Origin of the sequence: Colwellia sp. MB02u-6 (assembly GCF_014077095.1) — a bacterium.
In the GTDB taxonomy this organism is placed as follows: domain Bacteria; phylum Pseudomonadota; class Gammaproteobacteria; order Enterobacterales; family Alteromonadaceae; genus Cognaticolwellia.
On sequence record NZ_JACGVG010000031.1, the window covers coordinates 89,474 to 111,430 of the forward strand.

Consider the following 21,957-nt stretch of genomic DNA (forward strand, 5'->3'; position numbering starts at 1 on the left):
GGCTAACAACAGCTAATATTTTATTGTGGTAACTCAGATGTTATTACCTAATAGTAGTTTAATTATTTCATTTTTTTGAGAAACTATAGAATTTCAGTGGTTTAGTAATATAGCCACTAACACCTGTTTATATTGATGGTTAACGCATCAATTGCACGGCAAGTATTGGGGCCGCTTTGTATCCTAATGATGCTGATAGGAGTCATAGATTGGTAAAGTATGCTGATGTCGCGATGTACCTAGCAAAGAAAAACGGTAAAAATTTATTACGCTTTTATCAGTCACATGATCAATATGAGTAGTAGCCTGCGATTAGCAACCTTGTGTGTTATCGACCATAAACTATCATACTTGACCTCACTACAAAAAATACAGCAATATCGTTTTCAAAGAAGACTTGAAAATTTGACTTATAGGGGGTGACTTGTTGACTAATTTATTAGAGCTTTCAAAAGTCATGAAAGCTTAGATCAGCAAAGCACCGATGGACCTAACAACGCTCATTGAGTAAAACAGGCAAAGATTGATGACAGGGTACAAAGAGCAGGAGGTGGAATTGTTTTTAACCAAGCTCCAGCACGCCATCTGGGCAAATCAACCCGTTGTATCTATGCCTTTATAATCTGTTAAGTCACGCCATTTTTTTAAAGGCTTTCTAGCATTTATTTAAGGTATTATGGTGTTAAGTTATGCTACGTCTTTTTCGACAAATGTTGATCAGCCCTTTAGTTGAGCCATCCATATCTAAAGGTATATCAATATTTGACAACTTACTAAATATGTCATTACCGAGTGCTTTGCCTAATTCTACACCCCATTGATCAAATGAGTTTATCTGCCAGATAACGCCTTGAACAAATACTTTATGCTCGTATAGGGCAATTAAGCTACCTAAAGCTTTCGGGGTTAATTTTGGCATTAAGATGGTGTTACTGGGTTTATTGCCTTTCATGACTTTATGAGATGATAAGTAACTTATCTCATCAGTGCTGCATTTTGCTTTGGTCATCGCGGCAATAACTTGTTCTTCAGTTTGACCTTCCATTAAGGCTTGGCTTTGTCCCAAACAGTTGGCAATTAACATGTCATGATGATCTGAAATATCAACATCAGGGTTAAGTGGGAGAATAAAGTCGACCGGTATGGGCGTTTTACTCTGATGAATTAACTGATGAAAAGAATGCTGTCCATTGGTTCCTTCACTACCCCAAATAATAGGGCCGGTATCGTAGTTGGTTTCTTTATTATCTAAGTTGACCGATTTACCGTTACTTTCCATATCCAGTTGTTGTATGTATGCCGGTAAACCACGTAAATAGTGGTAGTAGGGCAATAATACTTGTGATTGCGCACCATGGAAATTTCTATACCAAATACCTAATAGTGCCATAATTACCGGCATATTTTCTTCAAATGGTGCTTGTCTAAAATGTTCATCCATTTCAAAGGCGCCATGTAAAAACGCTAAGTAGTTATCAAAGCCAATACCCATAGCAAGCGGTAAACCAATAGCTGACCAAATAGAGTATCGTCCACCGACCCAATCCCACATGGGGAAGATATTTTTTTCACTGATACCAAAACTTTTAGCCGCTTCAATATTAGCGGATACACAAGCAAAGTTATGTTGAATATCACTGAATTTAGCTTGTTTTAAAAACCATTCTTTCGCCGTCTCAGTATTTCTTAGGGTTTCTTGGGTGGTTAATGTTTTTGATGAGGTGATCACTAAGGTTGTTGCTGGATCTAAACCCGACAGCACATCATGAATATGACAACCATCAACATTGGCGACATAATGTACATTCAAGTGTTTTTGACGATATGGCTTTAAGGCTTCAGACATAATTTTAGGCCCTAAAAATGAGCCGCCAATGCCAATAGCAACAATATCTTTAAAAGCCTTGCCGCTATAACCTTTGGTAACGCCGGATGAAACATCATTCACAAAACCTTTGATTTTTTCTAAGGTGTCATTGACTAAGGGCATAATATTCTCGCCATCAACATAAACCGGCTCATTAGAAAAATTACGCAAGGCGGTATGTAACACTGGGCGATTTTCAGTGGTATTTATTGGCGCGCCGGAAAACATTTTTTCTATTTTTTCATCAACACCGCACTGTTTCGCCAAATCAACAAGCAAGTTTTTTGTTTCTGGTACTAAATGATTCTTGGAGTAATCTAAGGTTAATCCTGCTGCGGTTATGGTGAATTTATCAAAGCGTTCAGGGTCAATACGAAATAAAGATTTTAAGTGTATTATTTTGCTGTCTAAATAATGAATTTGTAAGTTTTGCCATGCCAGTGAATTAGTTAACATGTGTAATAAGCCTTTCTAATAAAATTTAAGTTTTTTTCAAAAAATGGAGTCGCGAGTAAAAAATGACTTTTGCCTAACAATAACAGTACTAGCTATTCAATGTTAGTGCTATTGGCCTTAACAAGCAAAAGCACTCATCTAATTTACTGAGCACGGCTTAATGAGTCGGAGGTTGGCAACCTATTTTTGACAGGTTAATAGCCGCCGCTAAAGAGATAAATTTTAAGACCTAGACTTATCTCTGCTTAAGAATTTTTTATGCAGGCAAAGCTTTATCTTGAAGTAAAAAGGCTAGAGAACTTAAGCATGAAATTGGTGTTATGCCTAGCGTGGCAATATTTACTTGAGAGCATACTATTCAAAGCTCAACTTTAGGTGACAAAATTAATTGAAAAACCTATGTTTAATCATTTAGTTGGATTAAGCATTATTAATGCTAGCGAGTTATATTGAAATAAGGTGTACTTTTGCTACTATTTTCAAGCTTAAGTGTCTGACCATTTTAATTTCGCCATGGTAAACTTGAGCATAATTTATCGTATAGAAGGAAGAGTAATGCATTTTGTTATCGTGGGTTGTGGTGCTGTGGGTGGTTATTTTGGTGGCCGTTTAGCACAGTACGGCGAAAATGTTACTTTTGTTGCCCGTGGCCAGCAATTTCAACGCATGCAAACCTTGGGCTTAACCATTAAAAGTATTGAAGGCGATGTGCAGCTTGATAAGGTTAATGTGGTTAATGCACAAAGCCTAACGGCAGAAACTTTGCCAACGCCTGCCGATGTTATTTTTCTCTGTGTAAAGTCGTTTCAGTTACCAGCTTCAATTGCCCAAATAAAACCTCTAATTTTACCTCACACGCGGGTAATACCCTTATTAAACGGTGTTAATGCTGTTGATGTTATGCAAGATCACGGCATTGCTTTAGAAAATATTTTTGGTGGTTTAGCAAAAATTATTGCAGAGAAAACGCCTAATGGTGTGATAAAACATACCGGTTCAAAGCCTCATATCACCTTAGGCGCTTTTAGTGATGAAGTGTTAGTGGACTCAAGAATTGAACAATTTGATGAAGTAAAAGCTGCTAAAGTTAAGGCAGAAGCAACAGAACGGCTTAGTGCGATAGCGAAATGTTTTAAATTAGCAGGTGTTAGCGTCGGGGTAACCAGTGATATTAAGCTGGCATTATGGCGAAAGTTTATACTTGTTGCTGCTTGGGGGGCATTGGCTTCGGCAAGAACATTGAACTTGGGCGAAATTCGTGCCCAAAGCCATATTACATTTTTATTAGAACGTATTGTTAATGAATACGCTGATATTGCGCGCAAAGCAGGGGTAAAGCTTGGCGATAAGCATATAAAGGAAACCTTAAGTTTTTTATCACGCTTACCTGATAGTAGCGAAACATCAATGCAACGAGATTTGGCCGCTGGACAGCATTCAGAGTTTGATGTGTTAATGGCTTATCCTATGGCCTTAGTGACCGAGTTTAATCTTTCAGCCCCAGTGTTAACTCAGTGTTATCAGAAAATAATGTCAGGTTCGCCATAGTGAAGAGAGGTTGCCAGTGATGAGTTCTCTAGCAGCCTTAAGGTTAAAAATTATAATAAATAACAAATTCACCCGTGCTAGCACTACAGAGAAGGTTAAATTTATGCTATTGTATCGGCGAATTTTTATCGTATCAATTAAGTGAAGATTAAATAATGTCTGAAAATAAACTTGAATCAATCGAACAACGCGTAAGTTATGGTGTAGGTCGTCAATTAGGTGACCAACTACGTAACAATCCTTTTAAAGATTTTGACGTATCTGCTGTGCAAGCTGGTTTAGCTGATGCAATTGCTAATACTGCAAGCCAAGTATCTGACGAAGCACTTAATGAAGCATTTGGTGTTGTATCACAAAAGATGCAAGAGCTAGAGCAAGCAGAAGCTAAAGAAAAGTCAGCTGAAGGCGAAGCTTTCTTAGCAGAAAATGCCAAACGTGAAGAAGTAACAACAACTGAATCAGGTTTGCAATACGAAGTAATAGCCACAGGTGAAGGCGAAAAGCCAACAGCTGCAAGCACAGTTCGTGTGCATTACCACGGTACATTTAGCAATGGTGATATCTTTGATAGCTCTGTTGATCGTGGCCAACCTGCTGAATTTCCAGTTAACGGCGTTATTGCTGGTTGGACTGAAGCATTACAATTAATGGCTGAAGGTTCAAAATGGCGTTTATATGTGCCTTACGGTTTAGCTTACGGTGAGCGTGGCTCTCAAGGTGCAATTCCTCCGTATGCCACCTTGGTATTTGACGTTGAGTTATTAGCGATTATTAGCTAAGTAAACTATTTTTTAAAAGCCCTCAAATGAGGGCTTTTTTATAAGTATAATTTATATAAAGTAAATCCAGTTTGAGTTATATATCACTGATGCATAAATCAGCTATCGAACAATTTTTCCAGCGCTATCTAACGGCGTTTCATCAGCAAAACATGTCAGATATGCAACAATGCTATCAGTTGCCTTGTACTTTGCATACGCCCGATAAAGTGGTGTTAATTGCTAGTGATAAAGTATTTGAACAAGAATTTTTAGATATATTTACCGTACTAAGTCACGCAGAGATAAAGCGTTTTGTCGCTTTAAAAGCTAGCTTTAGTCAATTGAGTGAAACCCTAATACTGGCGTGTGTTGATTGGCAGTTTATTGGCCCTAAAGACGAAGTTTTTACCGATTTTTCAGCATTTTATCATCTAGCTTTGAGCGAAGGCCAATGGCGAATTTTTAACGTAGTGTCACAAGAGCTTAGCCAGTCGGTTGATTTAAAACACGTTTTTAATATTATTTTATAATAAAGTATAGAACATCCCTTATAACATTACCGAGTAGGAAGACGTTGTCATGAAAGTGAAAGTAGCCATTTTAGGCTGTAGTGGGCGCATGGGCCGAAATTTAATACAAGCGGCAATTGAGCACAAATCAGTTGAACTTGTAGGTGGTAGTGTTCGTGTGGGTTCATCATTTGAAAATTTTGATTTAGGTGAAATCGCTGGTATCGGTGCGATTGGTCAAAAAACCACAACAGACTATAAAGCATTGTTGGCTGCTGATGTGTTAATTGATTTTACCTCGATTGAAGCTACGCTTGAGCATCTTGACTGGTGTCAGCAACACAACAAAGCCTTGGTCATTGGCACAACAGGTTTTTCTGATCAGCAAGTAGAAACGATCAAAATAGCAGGTAATAACATAGCTGTGATTTTGGCCCCTAATACAAGTGTTGGTGTAAATTTATTATTCAAGTTGCTTGAAGTCACTGCCAAAGCGATTGGCAACCATACTGATATAGAAATTTTTGAAGCGCATCATAGATTTAAGAAAGATGCACCATCAGGCACTGCGGTGAAAATGGGCCAAGTTATTGCTGATACCTTAGGCCGAGACCTCAATAAAGTAGCCGTGTATGGCCGAGAAGGTATTACTGCAGAGCGCAGCCGAGAAACTATTGGCTTTGCTACTGTAAGGGCGGGTGATATTGTCGGTGAACATACCGCTTATTTTGCTGATATTGGTGAGCGCATTGAGTTGACTCACAAAGCAAGTTCGAGAATGACCTTTGCTTTAGGCGCAATGCGGGCGGCGTTTTGGTTAAGCGAAGCCCATGCTGGATTTTATGATATGCAAGATGTTTTGGGTTTTAAAGATAACTAAAACCCTAAAGTAATTTAGCCAAATATTAGTGGGTTTATGTGTGCTATTTGCGGGTGAACTTTATAGAAAAGTGTTGTTTTTGGCGTCTTTGCATCAATAACGTCAAAAACAGAGAGTTTTTACAATTATTACTAGACGAAAGACGCTTACAAGCGTAATATAAGTGGATTTTGTCAAAAATTTACTGTTCATGACGAACTGGTTTCTATTTTTGACATTTTTTTTGCGTATCGCTTTTTATCGTTAATGGTTAAATTCTTAGTTATTTTACCATTAATTTTCTTTCTTCTTAACGGAGGTTACATTGACTAAATCTGCCATTTTAGTGCTTGAAGACGGCACTGTATTTAAGGGCACCGCTATCGGTGCAGAAGGGGCTGCTGTAGGTGAAGTAGTATTCAATACTTCAATGACAGGCTACCAAGAAATTCTGACAGATCCCTCGTATGCAGAGCAAATTGTTACCCTTACCTATCCACATATAGGTAACACAGGTACCAATAGCGAAGATGAAGAGTCTGACACAATTTGGGCAAAAGGTTTAGTAATTCGTGACTTACCTCTGTTAGCGAGTAATTTTCGCAGTGAACAAAGTTTAGGTGATTACCTAAAAGCAAAAAATATTTTAGGTATTGCCGATATAGATACCCGTAAACTAACGCGTATTCTACGTCAGAAAGGTGCACAAAACGGTTGCATAATCGCGGGCGACTTAGTTGATGCCAGCGCAGAAGAAGCAAAGGCGCTAGCACAAGCACAAAGCTTTCCTGGCCTCAAAGGTATGGACTTAGCCAAAGTTGTTTCTACTACAACAGCTTACCAATGGCATGAAGGGAGTTGGGAACTAGGCAAGGGCCACACTTCTTTTCAAGATAAGCCTGAAAAATTGCCATTTCATGTCGTTGCTTACGATTTCGGTGCTAAACGTAATATTTTACGTATGTTAGTAGACCGCGGCTGTAAATTAACAGTAGTACCAGCGCAAACTTCTGCTGAAGAAGTATTAGCCATGAAGCCCGATGGTATTTTCTTATCAAATGGTCCTGGTGACCCAGAGCCCTGTGACTATGCTATTACAGCAATCAAAAAATTCTTAACAACAGATATTCCAGTGTTTGGTATTTGTTTAGGCCATCAATTACTGGCGTTAGCCAGCGATGCTAAAACAGTTAAAATGAAGTTTGGTCATCATGGTGGGAATCACCCGGTTAAAGACTTTGCACGAAATATTGTTATGATCACAGCGCAAAATCATGGTTTTGCTGTTGATGAAAATAGCTTGCCTGAAAACTTGAAAGTAACCCATACCTCATTATTTGATGGTTCAATTCAAGGTATTCATCGTACAGATAAAGCTGCATTTAGTTTTCAAGGTCATCCTGAAGCTAGCCCTGGCCCTGCAGATGCCGCACCATTGTTCGATCATTTTATCGATTTAATCGTTGCTGCTAAAAAAGCGTAGACCCTAGACAAGAGAAGAGAGAATATAAAATGCCAAAACGTACTGACCTAAAAAGTATCTTGATCTTGGGCGCGGGTCCAATTGTAATTGGTCAAGCATGTGAATTTGATTATTCAGGTGCACAAGCCTGTAAAGCACTTCGTGAAGAAGGTTACCGAGTTATTTTAGTTAACTCAAATCCTGCAACCATTATGACTGACCCAGAAATGGCCGATGCAACTTACATCGAACCTATTCATTGGGAAGTTGTTCGCAAAATTATTGAAAAAGAACGTCCTTGTGCGGTGTTACCGACCATGGGTGGTCAAACCGCTTTGAACTGTGCTTTAGAGCTTGAAGCAAAAGGCGTATTAAAAGAATTTAACGTTGAAATGATTGGCGCAACAGCTGATGCGATTGATAAAGCAGAAGATCGCTCTCGTTTTGACAAAGCAATGAAAGCCATTGGTTTAGACACGCCAAATGCTGAAATTGTACACACGATTGAAGAAGCACACGCCGCCAGTAAAATTTTAGGTTTCCCTTGTATTATTCGTCCTTCATTTACAATGGGTGGCACGGGTGGTGGTATTGCTTATAATATCGAAGAGTTCACTGAAATATGTACGCGTGGCTTAGACCTTTCTCCAACATCAGAATTACTGATTGATGAATCATTAATTGGTTGGAAAGAATATGAAATGGAAGTGGTTCGCGACAAAAATGATAACTGTATCATTATTTGTTCGATTGAAAACTTTGACCCTATGGGTATTCACACCGGTGATTCTATTACGGTTGCTCCTGCGCAAACGCTAACCGATAAAGAATACCAAATTATGCGTAATGCATCGATTGCGGTATTACGTGAAATTGGCGTTGAAACCGGTGGTTCAAATGTACAATTTGGTATTTGTCCTGAGACTGGCCGCATGGTCATTATTGAGATGAATCCTCGTGTTTCTCGTTCATCAGCACTTGCTTCAAAAGCAACGGGTTTTCCCATTGCCAAGATTGCTGCAAAATTAGCTGTCGGTTATACGCTTGACGAGTTAACTAACGATATTACTGGCGGCGCAACACCAGCGTCATTTGAACCGACTATCGATTATGTTGTGACTAAGATCCCACGTTTTAACTTTGAAAAATTTGCGGGTTGTGAAGACAGATTAACCACTCAAATGAAATCAGTTGGCGAAGTTATGTCAATTGGTCGTAATCAGCAAGAATCACTTCAAAAAGCGTTGCGCGGTCTAGAAGTTGGCGTGAATGGTTTTGACTCTATGGTTGATGTAACTCAACCCGGCGCTAAAACTAAAATTATGCATGAGCTTCAAGAAGCCGGCGCTGATCGTATTTGGTATATTGCTGATGCGTTTCGTTTAGGCTTAACGGTTGACGACATTTACCGCTTAACTATGATTGACCGTTGGTTCCTAATTCAAATTGAAGATATCGTTTTAGAAGAAGTAAAAGTCGCTGAAGGCGGTTTAAAAGTATTAACAGCCGATTATTTACGTAAATTAAAACGTAAAGGTTTTGCTGATTCTCGTCTTGCTGATTTAATTGGCATTGCAGAAGCTGAAGTGCGCAAGAAGCGCCATAAAGCTAATATTTTTCCAGTATACAAACGTGTTGATACTTGTGCGGCAGAGTTTAGTTCAGACACCGCTTATATGTATTCAACCTATGATGAAGAATGTGAAGCAAACCCGACAGATAAAGAATCAATTATGATCTTAGGCGGCGGTCCAAACCGTATTGGCCAAGGTATTGAATTTGATTACTGTTGTGTTCATGCCGCATTAGCATTACGTGAAGATGGTTATGAAACTATTATGGTGAATTGTAACCCTGAAACTGTTTCAACGGATTACGATACATCAGACCGTTTATATTTTGAATCTATCACTTTTGAAGATGTTTTAGAAATTGTACGCATTGAGAAACCTAAAGGTGTCATCGTGCAATATGGTGGTCAGACACCCCTTAAATTAGCCCGTGCTTTAGAAGCGGCTGGCGTGCCTATTATCGGTACATCTCCTGATGCAATCGATAGAGCAGAAGATAGAGAGCGTTTTCAACAAGCGGTAGACCGTTTAGGTTTGTTACAACCTGACAATGCTACGGTAACGTCACTAGAAGAAGCTATGGCTAAAGCGGAAGCGATAGGTTTCCCGCTCGTTGTTCGTCCATCTTATGTATTAGGTGGTCGTGCAATGGAAATTGTTTATGATTTAGATGATTTACGTCGATACATGACTGAGGCTGTTAGCGTTTCAAATGACTCGCCAGTATTGCTTGACCACTTCCTTGATGATGCGATTGAAGTTGATATTGACCTAGTTTGTGATGGTACCGATGTGGTCATTGGTGGCATTATGCAACATATTGAGCAAGCAGGTGTTCACTCAGGTGATTCTGCATGTTCATTACCTGCATATAGTTTAAGTCAAGAAGTACAAGATGTTATGCGTCAGCAAGTTACTGACTTAGCTTTTGAACTTGGTGTTATTGGTTTAATGAATACGCAAATGGCTGTAAAGGATAACGAAGTTTACATCATCGAAGTAAATCCTCGTGCTGCTCGTACCATTCCATTCGTTTCAAAAGCGACAGCAGTGCCTCTTGCGAAAGTTGGTGCGCGTGTTATGGCGGGCAGAACATTGAAAGAGCAAGGGATCATTAAAGAAATTATTCCTCCATACTTCTCTGTAAAAGAAGTTGTTATTCCGTTTAACAAATTTCATGGTAGTGATCCTTTAGTAGGACCTGAAATGCGCTCTACGGGCGAAGTGATGGGTGTTGGCAATACCTTTGAAGAAGCGTACGCAAAAGCTTGTTTAGGTGCTGGTGTTTCAGTACCTAAATCCGGTCGCGCGTTAATTTCTGTTCGTAACAGTGATAAAGTTCGTGTGGTCGAATTAGCAAAACAATTGGTTGCTTTAGGATACGACGTAGATGCTACTCATGGCACTGCAGTGATATTAGGTGAAGCTAATATTCCATGTCGCTTGGTGAATAAAGTACAAGAAGGTCGACCGCATATTCTTGATAGAATCAAAAATGGTGAATATAACTACATTATTAACACCACAGAAGGTCGTAAAGCGATTGAAGATTCTAAAGTCTTGCGTGGTGGTGCTTTACGTTACAAAGTCGCATATACTACAACCTTGAACGCTGCATTTGCCGTTTGCCAATCGCATGCTGCAGATGATCGCAATACTGTAACTTCAATACAAGAGTTACATAAACGCTGCAAATAAAAGCCTAAAAAATGAATTTACTCGTTGTGTGAAAACATAATAATAGAGCAAATTCATTTCAAACTTTATTTAAGCGAATTATTTTCTAAAGGTGGTTAACCTACTCATAGTAGTTAGGGTAAGCCGCCTTTCTTGTTAGAAAAAGAAGAGTGAAATGATAAAATACCCAATGACACTTCTTGGTGCTGAACAGTTAAAAGAAGAATTAAGAATTTTAAAAACAGAAAGACGTCCACGTATAGTCAAAGATATTGCTACTGCTCGTGAGCATGGTGACTTAAAAGAAAATGCAGAGTACCACGCGGCGAAAGAAGAACAAGGTTTCTGTGAAGGTCGCATTCAAGATATTGAAGGCAGGTTATGTAACGCACAAGTCATTGACGTAACAAAAATCCCTAATACCGGCAAAGTTATTTTTGGCACAACAGTGAAACTGCTTAATCTTGATACTGACGTTGAAGTGACTTACAAAATAGTGGGTGATGATGAAGCAGACTTTAAAACCGGACGTATCTCATTAAACTCGCCAATTGCTCGCGGTTTAATTGGCAAAGTAGTTGATAGTGAAATTGAAATTACCACCCCTGGTGGCGTGGTTGAATATGAAATTATTTCGGTAGACCACCTTTAGTATCTATTGTCATTTAACCTTATTTGACATGAGTTATCTATATTAAATGAAAAGTCTGTTAAATGGTTAAATGAAAAACAAAGCCACTTAAGAGTTGATAAGTGGGGTTAAGGCGATTAAAACCAGTGACATTAATTTATTATATGTTACTGGTTTTTTTGTGCTAGACAAACATTGTTATGATCGCAACTAATCGCTTTAACATTAGTATAGCCAATACGTTGCAATTGCTCAGCAGCCAGTGCGGCACGACCACCAGAAGCGCAATGGAGATAAATCTCCATATCTGCGTCAGCACAATATTGAGTAATATTCATCTCTAATACACCACGTGGAATAGTTATTGAATTTGTTACTGGCGAGGCAGCCGTCTCAGCCGGCTCTCTGACATCAATAAATGTGGCATTTTTGTGAGTAAATGCTTGTGTGGCGGTAACACAATCAACAGAGTTTTTAGCTTGTGCAACTAATTCAGGTACAGATAAAATCATTTTAAAACCTTACATAAACTTATGTGATGACTATAGTTTATGCGAAGCATAAAATTTTGTATATTAGTTTTTTCTAATGTTTGTTTTTTTCTAATGTTTAGTTTGGTGGTTCGTTTAACTAGCAGCAAACGAGTCATTTATTGATGAGTTTGGTTTTAACAAAATATAAAATCCAAGATATAAAAAAAGAGCCGAAGCCCTTTTTTACATTACCAAAGTATTTAAATTAATTATATTTTTGGTATACGAATTTTCTTTTCTTCTGTTTGGCGAAAGATAACTAAGGTTTTACCGATCACTTGTACTTTAGTTGAATTTGTTTCACGACAAATAGCTTCAATAATAAGTGCTTTGGTTTCACGATCTTCTGTAGGGATTTTAATCTTAATTAATTCATGGTGGTTTAACGCGTAGTCAATTTCTGCAACTACCGCTTCGGTAAGGCCGTTATTACCTAGTAATACAACGGGTTTAAGGCTATGTGCCAGACCTTTTAAATATTGGATTTGTTTTTTATTTAAGTTCATTAACAATTATCATTACAAGTTAGCTTGAATTTTTGCTATTTTACCTCCATCTAGTTTGTATTACTAATTTTGTTTACGAAGTGTCAGCTTTTTACCGTATTTTTATGGTTTTTTTTTGGTTAATATAGTCATGTCGTTATTTTAGTGGCAAATAAAACAAATCGGTATCTCGAAATGCAAACAAGCTTTCAACAACAAAAATATATAAGTGGATTGAATGAGTAAGAATAAAGTCAGTGTCAGTAGTGCCCGATGGCTAAAAGAGCACTTTGATGATGAATATGTAAAAAAAGCACAAAGATTGGGCCTACGCTCACGTGCTATTTTTAAAATTGAAGAGATAAATAATAAAGATAAATTGATCAAGCCTGGCATGAAGGTGGTTGATTTAGGTGCGGCTCCTGGTGGTTGGTCTGAATACGCCACGAAAGTGGTTGGTGATAACGGGCAAGTTGTTGCATGTGATATTTTAGCGATGGCCCCTATTGCCGGTGTTGATTTCCTGCAAGGTGACTTTCGCGAAGAAGCAGTACTCAATGCTTTATTAACTCGCATTAATGGTAAGAATATCGACGTTGTTATGTCTGATATGGCAGCAAATTTTACTGGTAATGATACTGCAGACGCGGCCCGTAGCATGTATTTAGTGGAACTAGCACTTGATATGTGTAATCAAGTTTTAAAGAAAGACGGCGCTTTTGTAGTGAAAGTGTTTCAAGGAGAGGGCTTTGAGCAATTTATGAAAGATGCTCGAGTCGCATTTAAAACCGTTAGAACTCGCAAGCCTGAATCATCACGTGCTCGTTCACGTGAAGTTTATCTTGTGGCGACCGGCTTTAAATTGTAGTAAATTATAGTATATCGGGTGGAATTATTTCATCGCACCATTTTGAACATTAGCAAGAGGTCATTAAGTTGAGCGATATGGCAAAAAATCTTATTTTATGGTTAGTTATTGCAGTTGTATTGATGTCTGTCTTCCAAAGTTTTACCCCCGGAAGCGGCAAAGAACAACAAGTGGATTACACAGAATTTGTCCAAGACGTACGTCAAGGTCAAATTAGAGAGGTCGACGTTGATAGAAACGGCGTCATTAATGGTATTAAACGTAGCGGCGAAAATTTCGTTACTGTGATTCCTGGTGGCTATGATCGTGATTTAATCAACGATTTAGTGAAGCAAGGTGTTAATGCATCAGGTGAGTTACCGGAAGAAACTAGTTTCTTAACCACTATTTTTGTTTCTTGGTTCCCTATGATATTGCTTATTGGTGTATGGATTTTCTTCATGCGTCAGATGCAAGGTGGTGGTGGTAAAGGCGCGATGAGTTTCGGCAAATCGAAAGCGCGTTTATTAGGTGAAGATCAAGTTAAAACTACTTTTGCCGATGTTGCGGGTTGTGACGAAGCAAAAGAAGAAGTTGCTGAATTAGTAGATTATCTAAAAGAGCCTTCACGCTTTCAAAAATTAGGTGGTCGCATTCCATCAGGTGTTTTACTGGTTGGACAGCCAGGTACGGGTAAAACCTTGCTAGCTAAGGCTATTGCGGGTGAAGCGAAAGTACCTTTCTTTACTATCTCTGGTTCAGACTTTGTTGAAATGTTTGTCGGTGTTGGTGCTTCTCGTGTTCGTGATATGTTTGAACAAGCGAAAAAGTCAGCCCCTTGCATTATTTTCATTGATGAAATTGATGCTGTAGGTCGCCAACGTGGCGCAGGTATGGGTGGTGGTAATGATGAGCGTGAACAAACACTAAACCAAATGCTAGTTGAAATGGATGGTTTTGAAGGTAATGAAGGCGTTATTGTTATTGCTGCTACTAACCGTCCTGATGTACTAGATCCAGCATTATTACGCCCTGGTCGTTTTGACCGTCAGGTGACTGTTGGTTTACCTGATATTCGTGGTCGTGAACAAATCCTTAAAGTACATATGCGCAAAGTCCCGTTAGGTGATGATGTAAAAGCATCAGTTATTGCTCGTGGTACCCCTGGCTTTTCAGGTGCTGATTTAGCTAACTTAGTTAACGAAGCGGCTTTATTTGCTGCACGTTCAGCACGCCGTGTTGTTGGTATGGCTGAGTTTGAAAAAGCAAAAGATAAAATCATGATGGGCTCTGAGCGCCGTTCTATGGTGATGAGTGAGTCAGAGAAAGAAATGACCGCATATCATGAAGCAGGACACGCCATTGTGGGTCGTTTAGTGCCAGATCACGACCCAGTGTATAAAGTTAGTATTATGCCGCGTGGTCGTGCCCTAGGTGTTACTATGTACTTACCGGAACAAGACCGTTTTAGTCACAGTAAGCAGCATTTAGAAAGTAATATTTCATCTTTGTATGGTGGTCGTATTGCAGAAGAACTTATTTACGGTTTTGACAACGTATCAACCGGTGCTTCAAATGACATCGAACGTGCGACACAACTTGCGCGTAAAATGGTCACGCAGTGGGGCTTTTCTCAAAAAATGGGTCCTATGCTATTTGCTGAAGAAGAAGGTGAAGTATTTTTAGGTAGATCATCGTCTAAGTCGTTAAATATGTCTGATGAAACTGCCCGTGCTATCGATGACGAAATTAAAGACTTCATTAACCGTAACTATGAACGTGCGTCAACTATCTTAAAAGAAAATGAAGATATTTTACATGCGATGAAAGATGCTTTAATGGAATATGAAACCATTGATGCATTGCAAGTTGACGATTTAATGAATCGCACTAAAGTTCGCCCACCAGCTGATTTTGGTGCCAATGATTCTGATGGTAAATCAGATGATAATGCCGATTCTAGCAAAACATCAGAAAAAAAAGATGAAGATAAAAAACCATCAGCTGAGCCTAATAACGCCGATGATGCTTCAGACGCTCCTGCTAAATAATTAGCAACACAGTATTAAGAGCCCCAATGGTTTAAATCATTCGATTTATTAACTGTTGGGGCTTTATATTATGTGAAGTTTGATTATTCATTTTCATTACTATTAATTAACAAAAATCAAAAGAGAGAATGTGGTGTTAAATCGTCTTAATTGTTCAAACTCATTAGTAGATTTATCAACACCACAGGTCATGGGCATTCTTAATGTTACGCCAGATTCATTTTCAGATGGTGGTAAATATACTCAATTCGATTATGCGCTTGAGCAAGCTGAACAGATGATTACTGATGGCGCTACCATTATTGATATTGGCGGCGAGTCAACACGCCCTGGTGCTAAAGCGGTTAGCGAACACGATGAATTAGTACGGGTTATTCCGGTATTAAAGGCAATTAAACAACGATTCGATATTGTAGTTTCTATTGATACCAGTAAAGCCTCAGTGATGAGTGCTGCGATAGACGCTGGGGCTGATATGATCAATGACGTGCGTGCATTACAAAACGATGGCTGTCTAGCCGCTATTGCAAACAGCAATATTCCTGTTTGTTTAATGCATATGCAAGGCATACCTAAAAACATGCAAAATAACCCAAGCTATGATCATGTTATTGATGATATTATAATGTTTTTTCAACAACGTATTGACACTTGTCTAAGCGCAGGCATCGCCCGAGAGCGGCTCATATTAGATCCTGGTTTTGGCTTTGGGAAAACCCTAGAGCAAAACTTTTATTTACTAGCCAATTTGTCAAAATTTAATCAATTAGGTTTACCTTTACTTGCCGGTTTGTCGCGTAAGTCTATGATTGGAAAGTTATTAAATCGAGAGGTTGAACAACGTCTTGCGGGCAGTTTAGCTACTGCAATTATTGCAGCACAGCAAGGAGCCCATATTATTCGCGTTCACGATGTTAAAGAAACGGTGGATGCATTAAAAGTATTAAAAGCGGTAACTAATCAGCAATAAACGGTTACGTTAAACAGTGATATATTAAAAAGACTAATGCTAAAGCGATTAGTACAAGGGAAAAGTAATGTCAGAAAGAAGATATTTTGGTACCGATGGAATTCGTGGCTTAGTCGGTCAATACCCAATTACCCCAAAATTTGTGATGAAATTAGGTTATGCCGCAGGTCGTGTTCTGGCTGCACAAGGCACTAAAAAGGTCTTGATTGGCAAAGATACTCGTATTTCAGGCTACATGCTCGAATCTGCATTAGAAGCGGGCCTTTCTGCCGCAGGTATCGATGTAGGCCTATTAGGGCCAATGCCCACACCAGCTATCGCTTATTTAACCAAAACTTTTCGTGCTGAAGCCGGTATTGTGATTAGTGCTTCGCATAATCCATATTACGATAATGGTATTAAGTTTTTTTGTCAAAACGGACAAAAGCTACCTGATGACGTTGAATTAGCCATTGAAGCTGAATTAGATAAAGACATGGGCTGTGTTGAATCAGCGCATTTAGGCAAAGTTACACGTATTGCTGATGCGGCAGGTCGCTATATCGAATTTTGTAAGAGTAACTTTCCAAGTCACTACTCATTGAAAGGTATGAAGATTGTGGTCGATTGTGCGCATGGCGCAACATACCACATAGCCCCTAGTGTTTTTCGGGAGTTAGGCGCCGAAGTGATTGAAATAGGTACTTCACCTAATGGCACCAATATTAATCATGAATGTGGAGCAACATCGATGGCAGCGATCAGTACAGCGGTTATTGAGCACCAAGCTGACTTAGGCATTGCACTCGATGGTGATGGTGATCGCTTAATGATGGTTGATCACACAGGTTACGTGATGGATGGTGATGAAAGTGTTTATGTTATCGCTTGTAACGACTTAAAAAATGGCAAAATTGACGGTGGTGTTGTTGGTACTTTGATGAGTAATATGGGCTTAGAGCTTGCACTTGCTGATTTGGATGTGCCATTTGCCCGCAGTAAAGTAGGTGACCGCTATGTCATGGAAATGCTAAAGCAAAAAGGCTGGAAATTAGGCGCAGAAAACTCAGGACATGTCATTAACTTAAATCATACCTCAACAGGTGATGGTATTATTGCTGCATTGAATGTATTAACTGCTGTGTGTAACACAGGTAAAACATTATTTGAATTACGCCAAGGCATGAAAAAATTACCACAAATTTTAGTCAATGTAAGGTTTTCAGGTAACAGCGATCCTTTAATTGATCGTGATGTTGTTGCTGCTGTGAATAAAGTTAATGAGATATTAACGGGTCGTGGTCGTGTTCTATTAAGAAAATCAGGTACTGAACCTTTAATTCGTGTAATGGTTGAAGGCCCTGAACATCATGAAGTTACTGGCTTAGCACATGAAATTGCCGATGCCGTAAAACAAGCTTTTTAGTCAAGAATGTTAGTTGATTTTAACGGTCGAGTGAATAATGAGCAATTAAACATGATATTGCTTGAATTACTTGTATCTTGCCGGCAGGTTAGTTAATATCTCGCCGCTTTGATTTAGGAATGAAAAATGAATAGACGTGCAATAGTTGCAGCAAACTGGAAAATGAATGGCAGTTTGGCATTAGTCAACTCAATGGCTTCAGAGTTAAGTAAGGTTTCGTTAAATGAAAATGTTGAAGTTGTCGTTTGTCCTAGCTTTCCATATTTAGCGGCATTTAGTTTCGCAAGTTCGAAGGCGAACTTAGCAAGCACGTTTAGTTTAGGTGCGCAAAACCTAAGCGAACATGCTAAAGGTGCTTTTACAGGTGAAGTATCAACGTCAATGTTACAAGAAGTTGGTGTTAGCTACGTTATTGTTGGACATTCTGAACGTCGTAGCATTTATAAAGAATCAAGTTCATTGGTTGCAGAAAAAGTTCAGGCGGCATTGGCTGCAGGCCTTAAGCCTATTTTGTGTGTAGGTGAAAGTGAAGAACAACGTGTATCTGAACAAACCGAACTTGTTTTAGCCGCGCAATTACAGCCGGTTATTGATAAAATTGGTATTGAAAAATTTGTAGATGTTGTTGTTGCGTACGAGCCTGTTTGGGCAATAGGTACTGGAAAAACAGCATCGCCAGAAATGGCGCAAACAACCCATCAGTTTATACGCGAATTTATTGCGAAAATTGATGAAAACGTCGCAGTTAAAATGCCATTGTTGTATGGTGGCAGTGTCAACGCGACAAACTGTGAAGAATTATTTGCACAAGCTGATATCGATGGTGGATTAATTGGCGGTGCTAGTTTAAAAGCCGAGGAATTTAAAATAATTTGCTCGGCAGCAAAGGGAAAATAAAATGTTGTATCAAGTGTTAATTGTAGTGTATTTGATCGTTGCGTTATGTTTAATTGGCTTAGTGCTGATGCAACAAGGTAAGGGCGCAGATATGGGCGCATCATTTGGTGCTGGTTCATCAGCCACTATTTTTGGTTCAAGCGGTTCTGGTAACTTCTTAACAAAAGCGACAACTTACTTAGCGATAGCATTTTTTGCCATCAGCTTAGTTTTAGGTAACTTAACCGCTAACCGCGTTAATGAAACTGACGAGTGGAATAATATTGAAACTCCTGCTGGGCAAGTAGCTCCAGGGACAGATGCTATACCTACTGATAGCGTTGAGCCTAAAGCTGAAAACGCTGACGTACCTGGTAGTGACGCTGCTGTAAAAAAAACTAGCGACGTACCAAACTAGTTTTAAAATATTTTCGAATATAGCGGAATTGGTAAACGCGCACCTTGAGGGATTGTAACCTCAAAAAGTTAACTTGTTAATTAACCTCATTATTAGCAAGTTAACTTAGTAAAACAGACAGTATAGATTTAGTATTGCGCGGTTGTGGCGGAATTGGTAGACGCGCCAGCTTGAGGGGCTGGTGACTTAGGTCGTGGGGGTTCGAGTCCCCCCAACCGCACCACTAAATTATACAAATAGACATCTAAAGGCCGATTCGTCATGAATCGGTCTTTTTTCGTTTGGTGCTAATTGGTTGCTAACTATTTTTGGTGAGTTATCAATCTTGGCAGATACTTCACTGACATTGATCTTATATTTGTCTTCATCCTCGATAAAATTTATATTTTTAACCTGATATGCCACTCAATTAGTCGACTTTCAAATATCCACTAAATCATCGAATTAATACACTTAAACTAAATAATGCATACTTATCCTCAATTTTTGGGGAAGTATCTAAAAATCGCTGTATAGCGTGTTTTGATGGGAAAGGACTTAGTTATCTGTTTGTATTATTAGTAATACTAACTTTGTACGCAAAGAGGAATGAGTGAAGAAGTAAATCTAGACTTCCCGAGAGTGAGTTATCTAGTCATTTTAACTGTATATTGTATTAGCTGAGCCAGGTGCGGGTAAAGCGAGACTTCTAACAAATATAGCAGAAAAGTATTCCACCCAAAGGTACAGAGCAAATCTATTTAGGCGTAAAATTGTAACGAGCGAACAGTAATTCTTGATTATTGATGGATTGGATGAGGTTGCTAAAATAGATAAATCAGTAATTGAAGAGGTGTTTGTCAAAGCGAGTGAGTTAAGCGCTAATCAAGTTTTTTTTGTGTCGGTTCAGCGAATGGGATGAAGGCAGCAAAAAAGGCTTAATTAGGGGGGTACTGGATTGGAGGCTAAGTGTTTAAGCTTGTGCCTTTAACATAGATACGTCCTTGGGTAGGCCTAAATTTGGCCCTGTATTTGTGTCGGCGTTCACTATCCATTACTCATAAATTACCTCGACATAGATTTCAATATGGTATCAATTTACACGAATTCATCCAAAACTTAAATAACTAAGCTATAGCTAAAAATTTCTCTGTTCTGACTCGTCATTGCCATCCTCGTTCTCAGTACCTGCAACTTCGTCTTCTATTTTTGGTGTATCATCAGAATTAAATTCGGCTATCGTTTCACCAAGGGATTTTCAGTCTTATCTCTCTTTGTCAGTTGCTTTAGGTGAGAATAACCTAGTAAAAGCATAGAGAATTCCAATTAGGGGGAGCAGTCTAGCAAGCAAAAGCAAGTGATATGTAGAAAAAAATTTCTATATTGCCATCAGCCATATCAAGACTAAGGGCTGAAATTACAAATGCGCCACCCACATTGCAAGGCGTTAGTGGAGACATCAATGTACCGCCTTCTTCAATATTACATGATAAATTTAACGTGAATAATCCATGTGACGGCAAACTGGAGAGTACATTCTTGCTGGCAAAGCAATGGATAAGTGGGGATCACCGGCTACCAGGTTAGTTGTAAATGTGGCTCCAATAGAGGCTGATTGGCTGAAAGACTAATTTTTTGGTTTATATTTTTAGCCACCATACTGACTAACTACAGACTTTTTGTCTGTAAATCAGTACTAGCGAACTTAATTCGTGTGTCATGACCCATTGGGTCATATTAGGGGATGTCTTATGAAAGGTAGAGTACATTTTTTTGTAAGCTTGCCGCTGTTGTCAATTTTCCGTGTAGCTCTGCAAAGATATGTGAATACAAGCTAGAGTTAGTTGAGTGTGATCATCGTGACCTTTATGGTATTTTCTGTGTGTGAGTAATATGAGATGAAGTAATATTGTTAGCGCGTGATTGTTTGATGAGGGTTTAATTACGCTAGGACTTGTTGGTATAACCTGCTTAAGGTTTATATTAAGCTTGCTAACTTTATGATTTTTATACTGGTTAATGTAACTATCTACTTGGTTATCTACTTGGTTATCTATTTTATTGTAATCATTAGAAAAATTATTGATTAAAATAAAGCTTTCATAGCTATTTTTTCCTCCATATACAATAGTTCACCTAATTAATGAAGCGGGTACTATTTATCTTTTACTTTTTATCGACAAAAAAAAACCAGTATCAAGATACTGGTTTTTCATCAATAAGCACAAATTAACTTATTTCCTAGTCATAAATTATTTAGCAGCGGTAGTCGTTTTTGCCACAGTGTCTTTAGCTGTACTGGTCGCTTTTGCCATAGAATCTTTAGCCGCACTAGTCGCGTTCGCCATAGAATCTTTAACTAAGTTGGCCACTTCTTCAGATGTTTTAGTGACAACATCATAAGTCTCTTTAGCTGAAGCAGTAACTTTTGCTTGAAGCGCTTCAGTGAAAGCTTTTTGTGACTCAATCGCTGCGGCTAAATCTTTCTGAGCTGACAATGCTTTAGTTTGAGCTGCGCTGTCGTTCATGATCGTAGTCATTAATGCTGATTGCTGATTGATTAATTGCTCAACCGTTTTAGTATTAAGTTCTACAAGGGTATTAAATGGCTTCATTGCTGCAGTGAACTGGTCTGTATTATTTAATGATTTCATTGCAGTAGTAAATTGTTCAGTTAATTGTGTAAACATAATGGTAGTTCCTATTTAGTTTTATATTATACTGCGGTGCAGCAATTTGGTTCAAAACTAGTATAAGTGCTCACAACAGGGTCGTCAATGATTTTTTTGCTGCTGTGCAGCATAAAGTGTAAATTACAGCTTAAGCTGATGAAAAATAATGGTTATCATATGAGGATATATCTTTAAATCAGTTTGAATTTATAGCGTTAATATAAATGTTCGTTATTTTTTAGATATAACGGTAACTTCAGCTTTTGGTGTAGCCTCAACTTCAGCTTTTGGTGTAGCCTCAACTTCAGTTTTTGGTGTAGCCTTAACTTCAAAATTTGGCGCCGCTTTAACTTCAGCTTTTGGCGCCGCTTTAACTTCAG

The 21,957-nt window shown here is 38.7% G+C and carries 18 protein-coding genes, 1 tRNA gene and 1 pseudogene; 15 read left to right on the forward strand and 5 right to left on the reverse strand.

All coding sequences use genetic code 11. From position 1 onward, the window contains the following. Positions 1–146: 146 nt before the first annotated feature. Complete coding sequence (locus tag H4J46_RS17675; protein ID WP_404851778.1) at positions 147–302, forward strand: diguanylate cyclase domain-containing protein; 156 nt, start codon at positions 147–149, stop codon at positions 300–302. A 380-nt stretch (positions 303–682) separates the two neighbouring features. Here H4J46_RS17675 and pgi read toward each other — a convergent pair whose 3' ends face one another. Continuing rightward, complete coding sequence (gene pgi / locus H4J46_RS08040; RefSeq protein WP_182233009.1) at positions 683–2,323, reverse strand: glucose-6-phosphate isomerase; 1,641 nt, start codon at positions 2,321–2,323, stop codon at positions 683–685. Between the two features lie 555 nt (positions 2,324–2,878). Here pgi and H4J46_RS08045 point away from each other — a divergent pair. The 7 genes from H4J46_RS08045 to greA all read left to right on the forward strand — a co-directional run bounded on the left by H4J46_RS08045 (position 2,879) and on the right by greA (position 11,362). After that, positions 2,879–3,871, forward strand: a complete 993-nt coding sequence (locus H4J46_RS08045) for a ketopantoate reductase family protein (RefSeq protein ID WP_182233010.1) — start codon at positions 2,879–2,881, stop codon at positions 3,869–3,871. Positions 3,872–4,026: 155 nt separating this feature from the next. Further along, positions 4,027–4,650, forward strand: coding sequence for an FKBP-type peptidyl-prolyl cis-trans isomerase (locus H4J46_RS08050; RefSeq protein WP_182233011.1), 624 nt, complete (start codon positions 4,027–4,029; stop codon positions 4,648–4,650). Positions 4,651–4,721: 71 nt separating this feature from the next. Continuing rightward, the gene (locus H4J46_RS08055) at positions 4,722–5,162 is read left to right on the forward strand and encodes a hypothetical protein (RefSeq protein WP_182233012.1); all 441 of its coding nucleotides are present in this window, start codon (positions 4,722–4,724) and stop codon (positions 5,160–5,162) included. Positions 5,163–5,211: 49 nt separating this feature from the next. Next, positions 5,212–6,021 (forward strand): 4-hydroxy-tetrahydrodipicolinate reductase, encoded by an 810-nt coding sequence (gene dapB, locus H4J46_RS08060; protein ID WP_182233013.1) that lies wholly within the window; start codon positions 5,212–5,214, stop codon positions 6,019–6,021. Between the two features lie 304 nt (positions 6,022–6,325). Next, complete coding sequence (gene carA / locus H4J46_RS08065; RefSeq protein ID WP_182233014.1) at positions 6,326–7,483, forward strand: glutamine-hydrolyzing carbamoyl-phosphate synthase small subunit; 1,158 nt, start codon at positions 6,326–6,328, stop codon at positions 7,481–7,483. Between the two features lie 29 nt (positions 7,484–7,512). Further along, positions 7,513–10,731 carry a carbamoyl-phosphate synthase large subunit gene (carB, locus tag H4J46_RS08070; RefSeq protein WP_182233015.1) on the forward strand — a complete coding sequence of 1,073 codons (3,219 nt, stop codon included), beginning with the start codon at positions 7,513–7,515 and terminating at the stop codon, positions 10,729–10,731. Between the two features lie 154 nt (positions 10,732–10,885). Then, positions 10,886–11,362 (forward strand): transcription elongation factor GreA, encoded by a 477-nt coding sequence (greA, locus tag H4J46_RS08075; RefSeq protein WP_182233016.1) that lies wholly within the window; start codon positions 10,886–10,888, stop codon positions 11,360–11,362. Between the two features lie 146 nt (positions 11,363–11,508). Here greA and H4J46_RS08080 read toward each other — a convergent pair whose 3' ends face one another. Both H4J46_RS08080 and yhbY read right to left on the reverse strand, forming a co-directional pair. Beyond that, the gene (locus H4J46_RS08080) at positions 11,509–11,853 is read right to left on the reverse strand and encodes a rhodanese-like domain-containing protein (RefSeq protein ID WP_182233017.1); all 345 of its coding nucleotides are present in this window, start codon (positions 11,851–11,853) and stop codon (positions 11,509–11,511) included. Between the two features lie 230 nt (positions 11,854–12,083). Then, positions 12,084–12,380 (reverse strand): ribosome assembly RNA-binding protein YhbY, encoded by a 297-nt coding sequence (gene yhbY / locus H4J46_RS08085; RefSeq protein ID WP_182233018.1) that lies wholly within the window; start codon positions 12,378–12,380, stop codon positions 12,084–12,086. A gap of 217 nt (positions 12,381–12,597) precedes the next feature. Between yhbY and rlmE the strand changes: the two genes are divergently transcribed. The 7 genes from rlmE (at position 12,598) to H4J46_RS08120 (ending at position 19,149) form a co-directional block, all read left to right on the forward strand. Beyond that, positions 12,598–13,227 (forward strand): 23S rRNA (uridine(2552)-2'-O)-methyltransferase RlmE, encoded by a 630-nt coding sequence (gene rlmE, locus H4J46_RS08090; RefSeq protein WP_182135277.1) that lies wholly within the window; start codon positions 12,598–12,600, stop codon positions 13,225–13,227. 77 nt (positions 13,228–13,304) lie between these two features. Then, positions 13,305–15,257, forward strand: coding sequence for an ATP-dependent zinc metalloprotease FtsH (ftsH, locus tag H4J46_RS08095; RefSeq protein ID WP_404851776.1), 1,953 nt, complete (start codon positions 13,305–13,307; stop codon positions 15,255–15,257). 190 nt (positions 15,258–15,447) lie between these two features. Continuing rightward, positions 15,448–16,227: a dihydropteroate synthase gene (gene folP / locus H4J46_RS08100; RefSeq protein WP_182233026.1), complete on the forward strand. Its 780-nt coding sequence runs from the start codon at positions 15,448–15,450 to the stop codon at positions 16,225–16,227. A gap of 67 nt (positions 16,228–16,294) precedes the next feature. After that, positions 16,295–17,632: a phosphoglucosamine mutase gene (glmM, locus tag H4J46_RS08105; protein WP_182233020.1), complete on the forward strand. Its 1,338-nt coding sequence runs from the start codon at positions 16,295–16,297 to the stop codon at positions 17,630–17,632. A gap of 126 nt (positions 17,633–17,758) precedes the next feature. Then, positions 17,759–18,529, forward strand: coding sequence for a triose-phosphate isomerase (gene tpiA, locus H4J46_RS08110; protein WP_182233021.1), 771 nt, complete (start codon positions 17,759–17,761; stop codon positions 18,527–18,529). A gap of 4 nt (positions 18,530–18,533) precedes the next feature. Then, the gene (gene secG, locus H4J46_RS08115) at positions 18,534–18,926 is read left to right on the forward strand and encodes a preprotein translocase subunit SecG (protein ID WP_182233027.1); all 393 of its coding nucleotides are present in this window, start codon (positions 18,534–18,536) and stop codon (positions 18,924–18,926) included. A gap of 138 nt (positions 18,927–19,064) precedes the next feature. Continuing rightward, positions 19,065–19,149, forward strand: a tRNA-Leu gene (locus tag H4J46_RS08120). Between the two features lie 894 nt (positions 19,150–20,043). On the opposite strand, the pseudogene H4J46_RS17200 reads toward H4J46_RS08120, so the two are convergent. Both H4J46_RS17200 and phaP read right to left on the reverse strand, forming a co-directional pair. After that, a pseudogene (locus tag H4J46_RS17200) lies at positions 20,044–20,526 on the reverse strand (Na+/H+ antiporter NhaC family protein); the annotation flags it as partial. Between the two features lie 631 nt (positions 20,527–21,157). Further along, positions 21,158–21,595 carry a TIGR01841 family phasin gene (gene phaP / locus H4J46_RS08125; RefSeq protein ID WP_182233022.1) on the reverse strand — a complete coding sequence of 146 codons (438 nt, stop codon included), beginning with the start codon at positions 21,593–21,595 and terminating at the stop codon, positions 21,158–21,160. Positions 21,596–21,957: the final 362 nt, after the last annotated feature.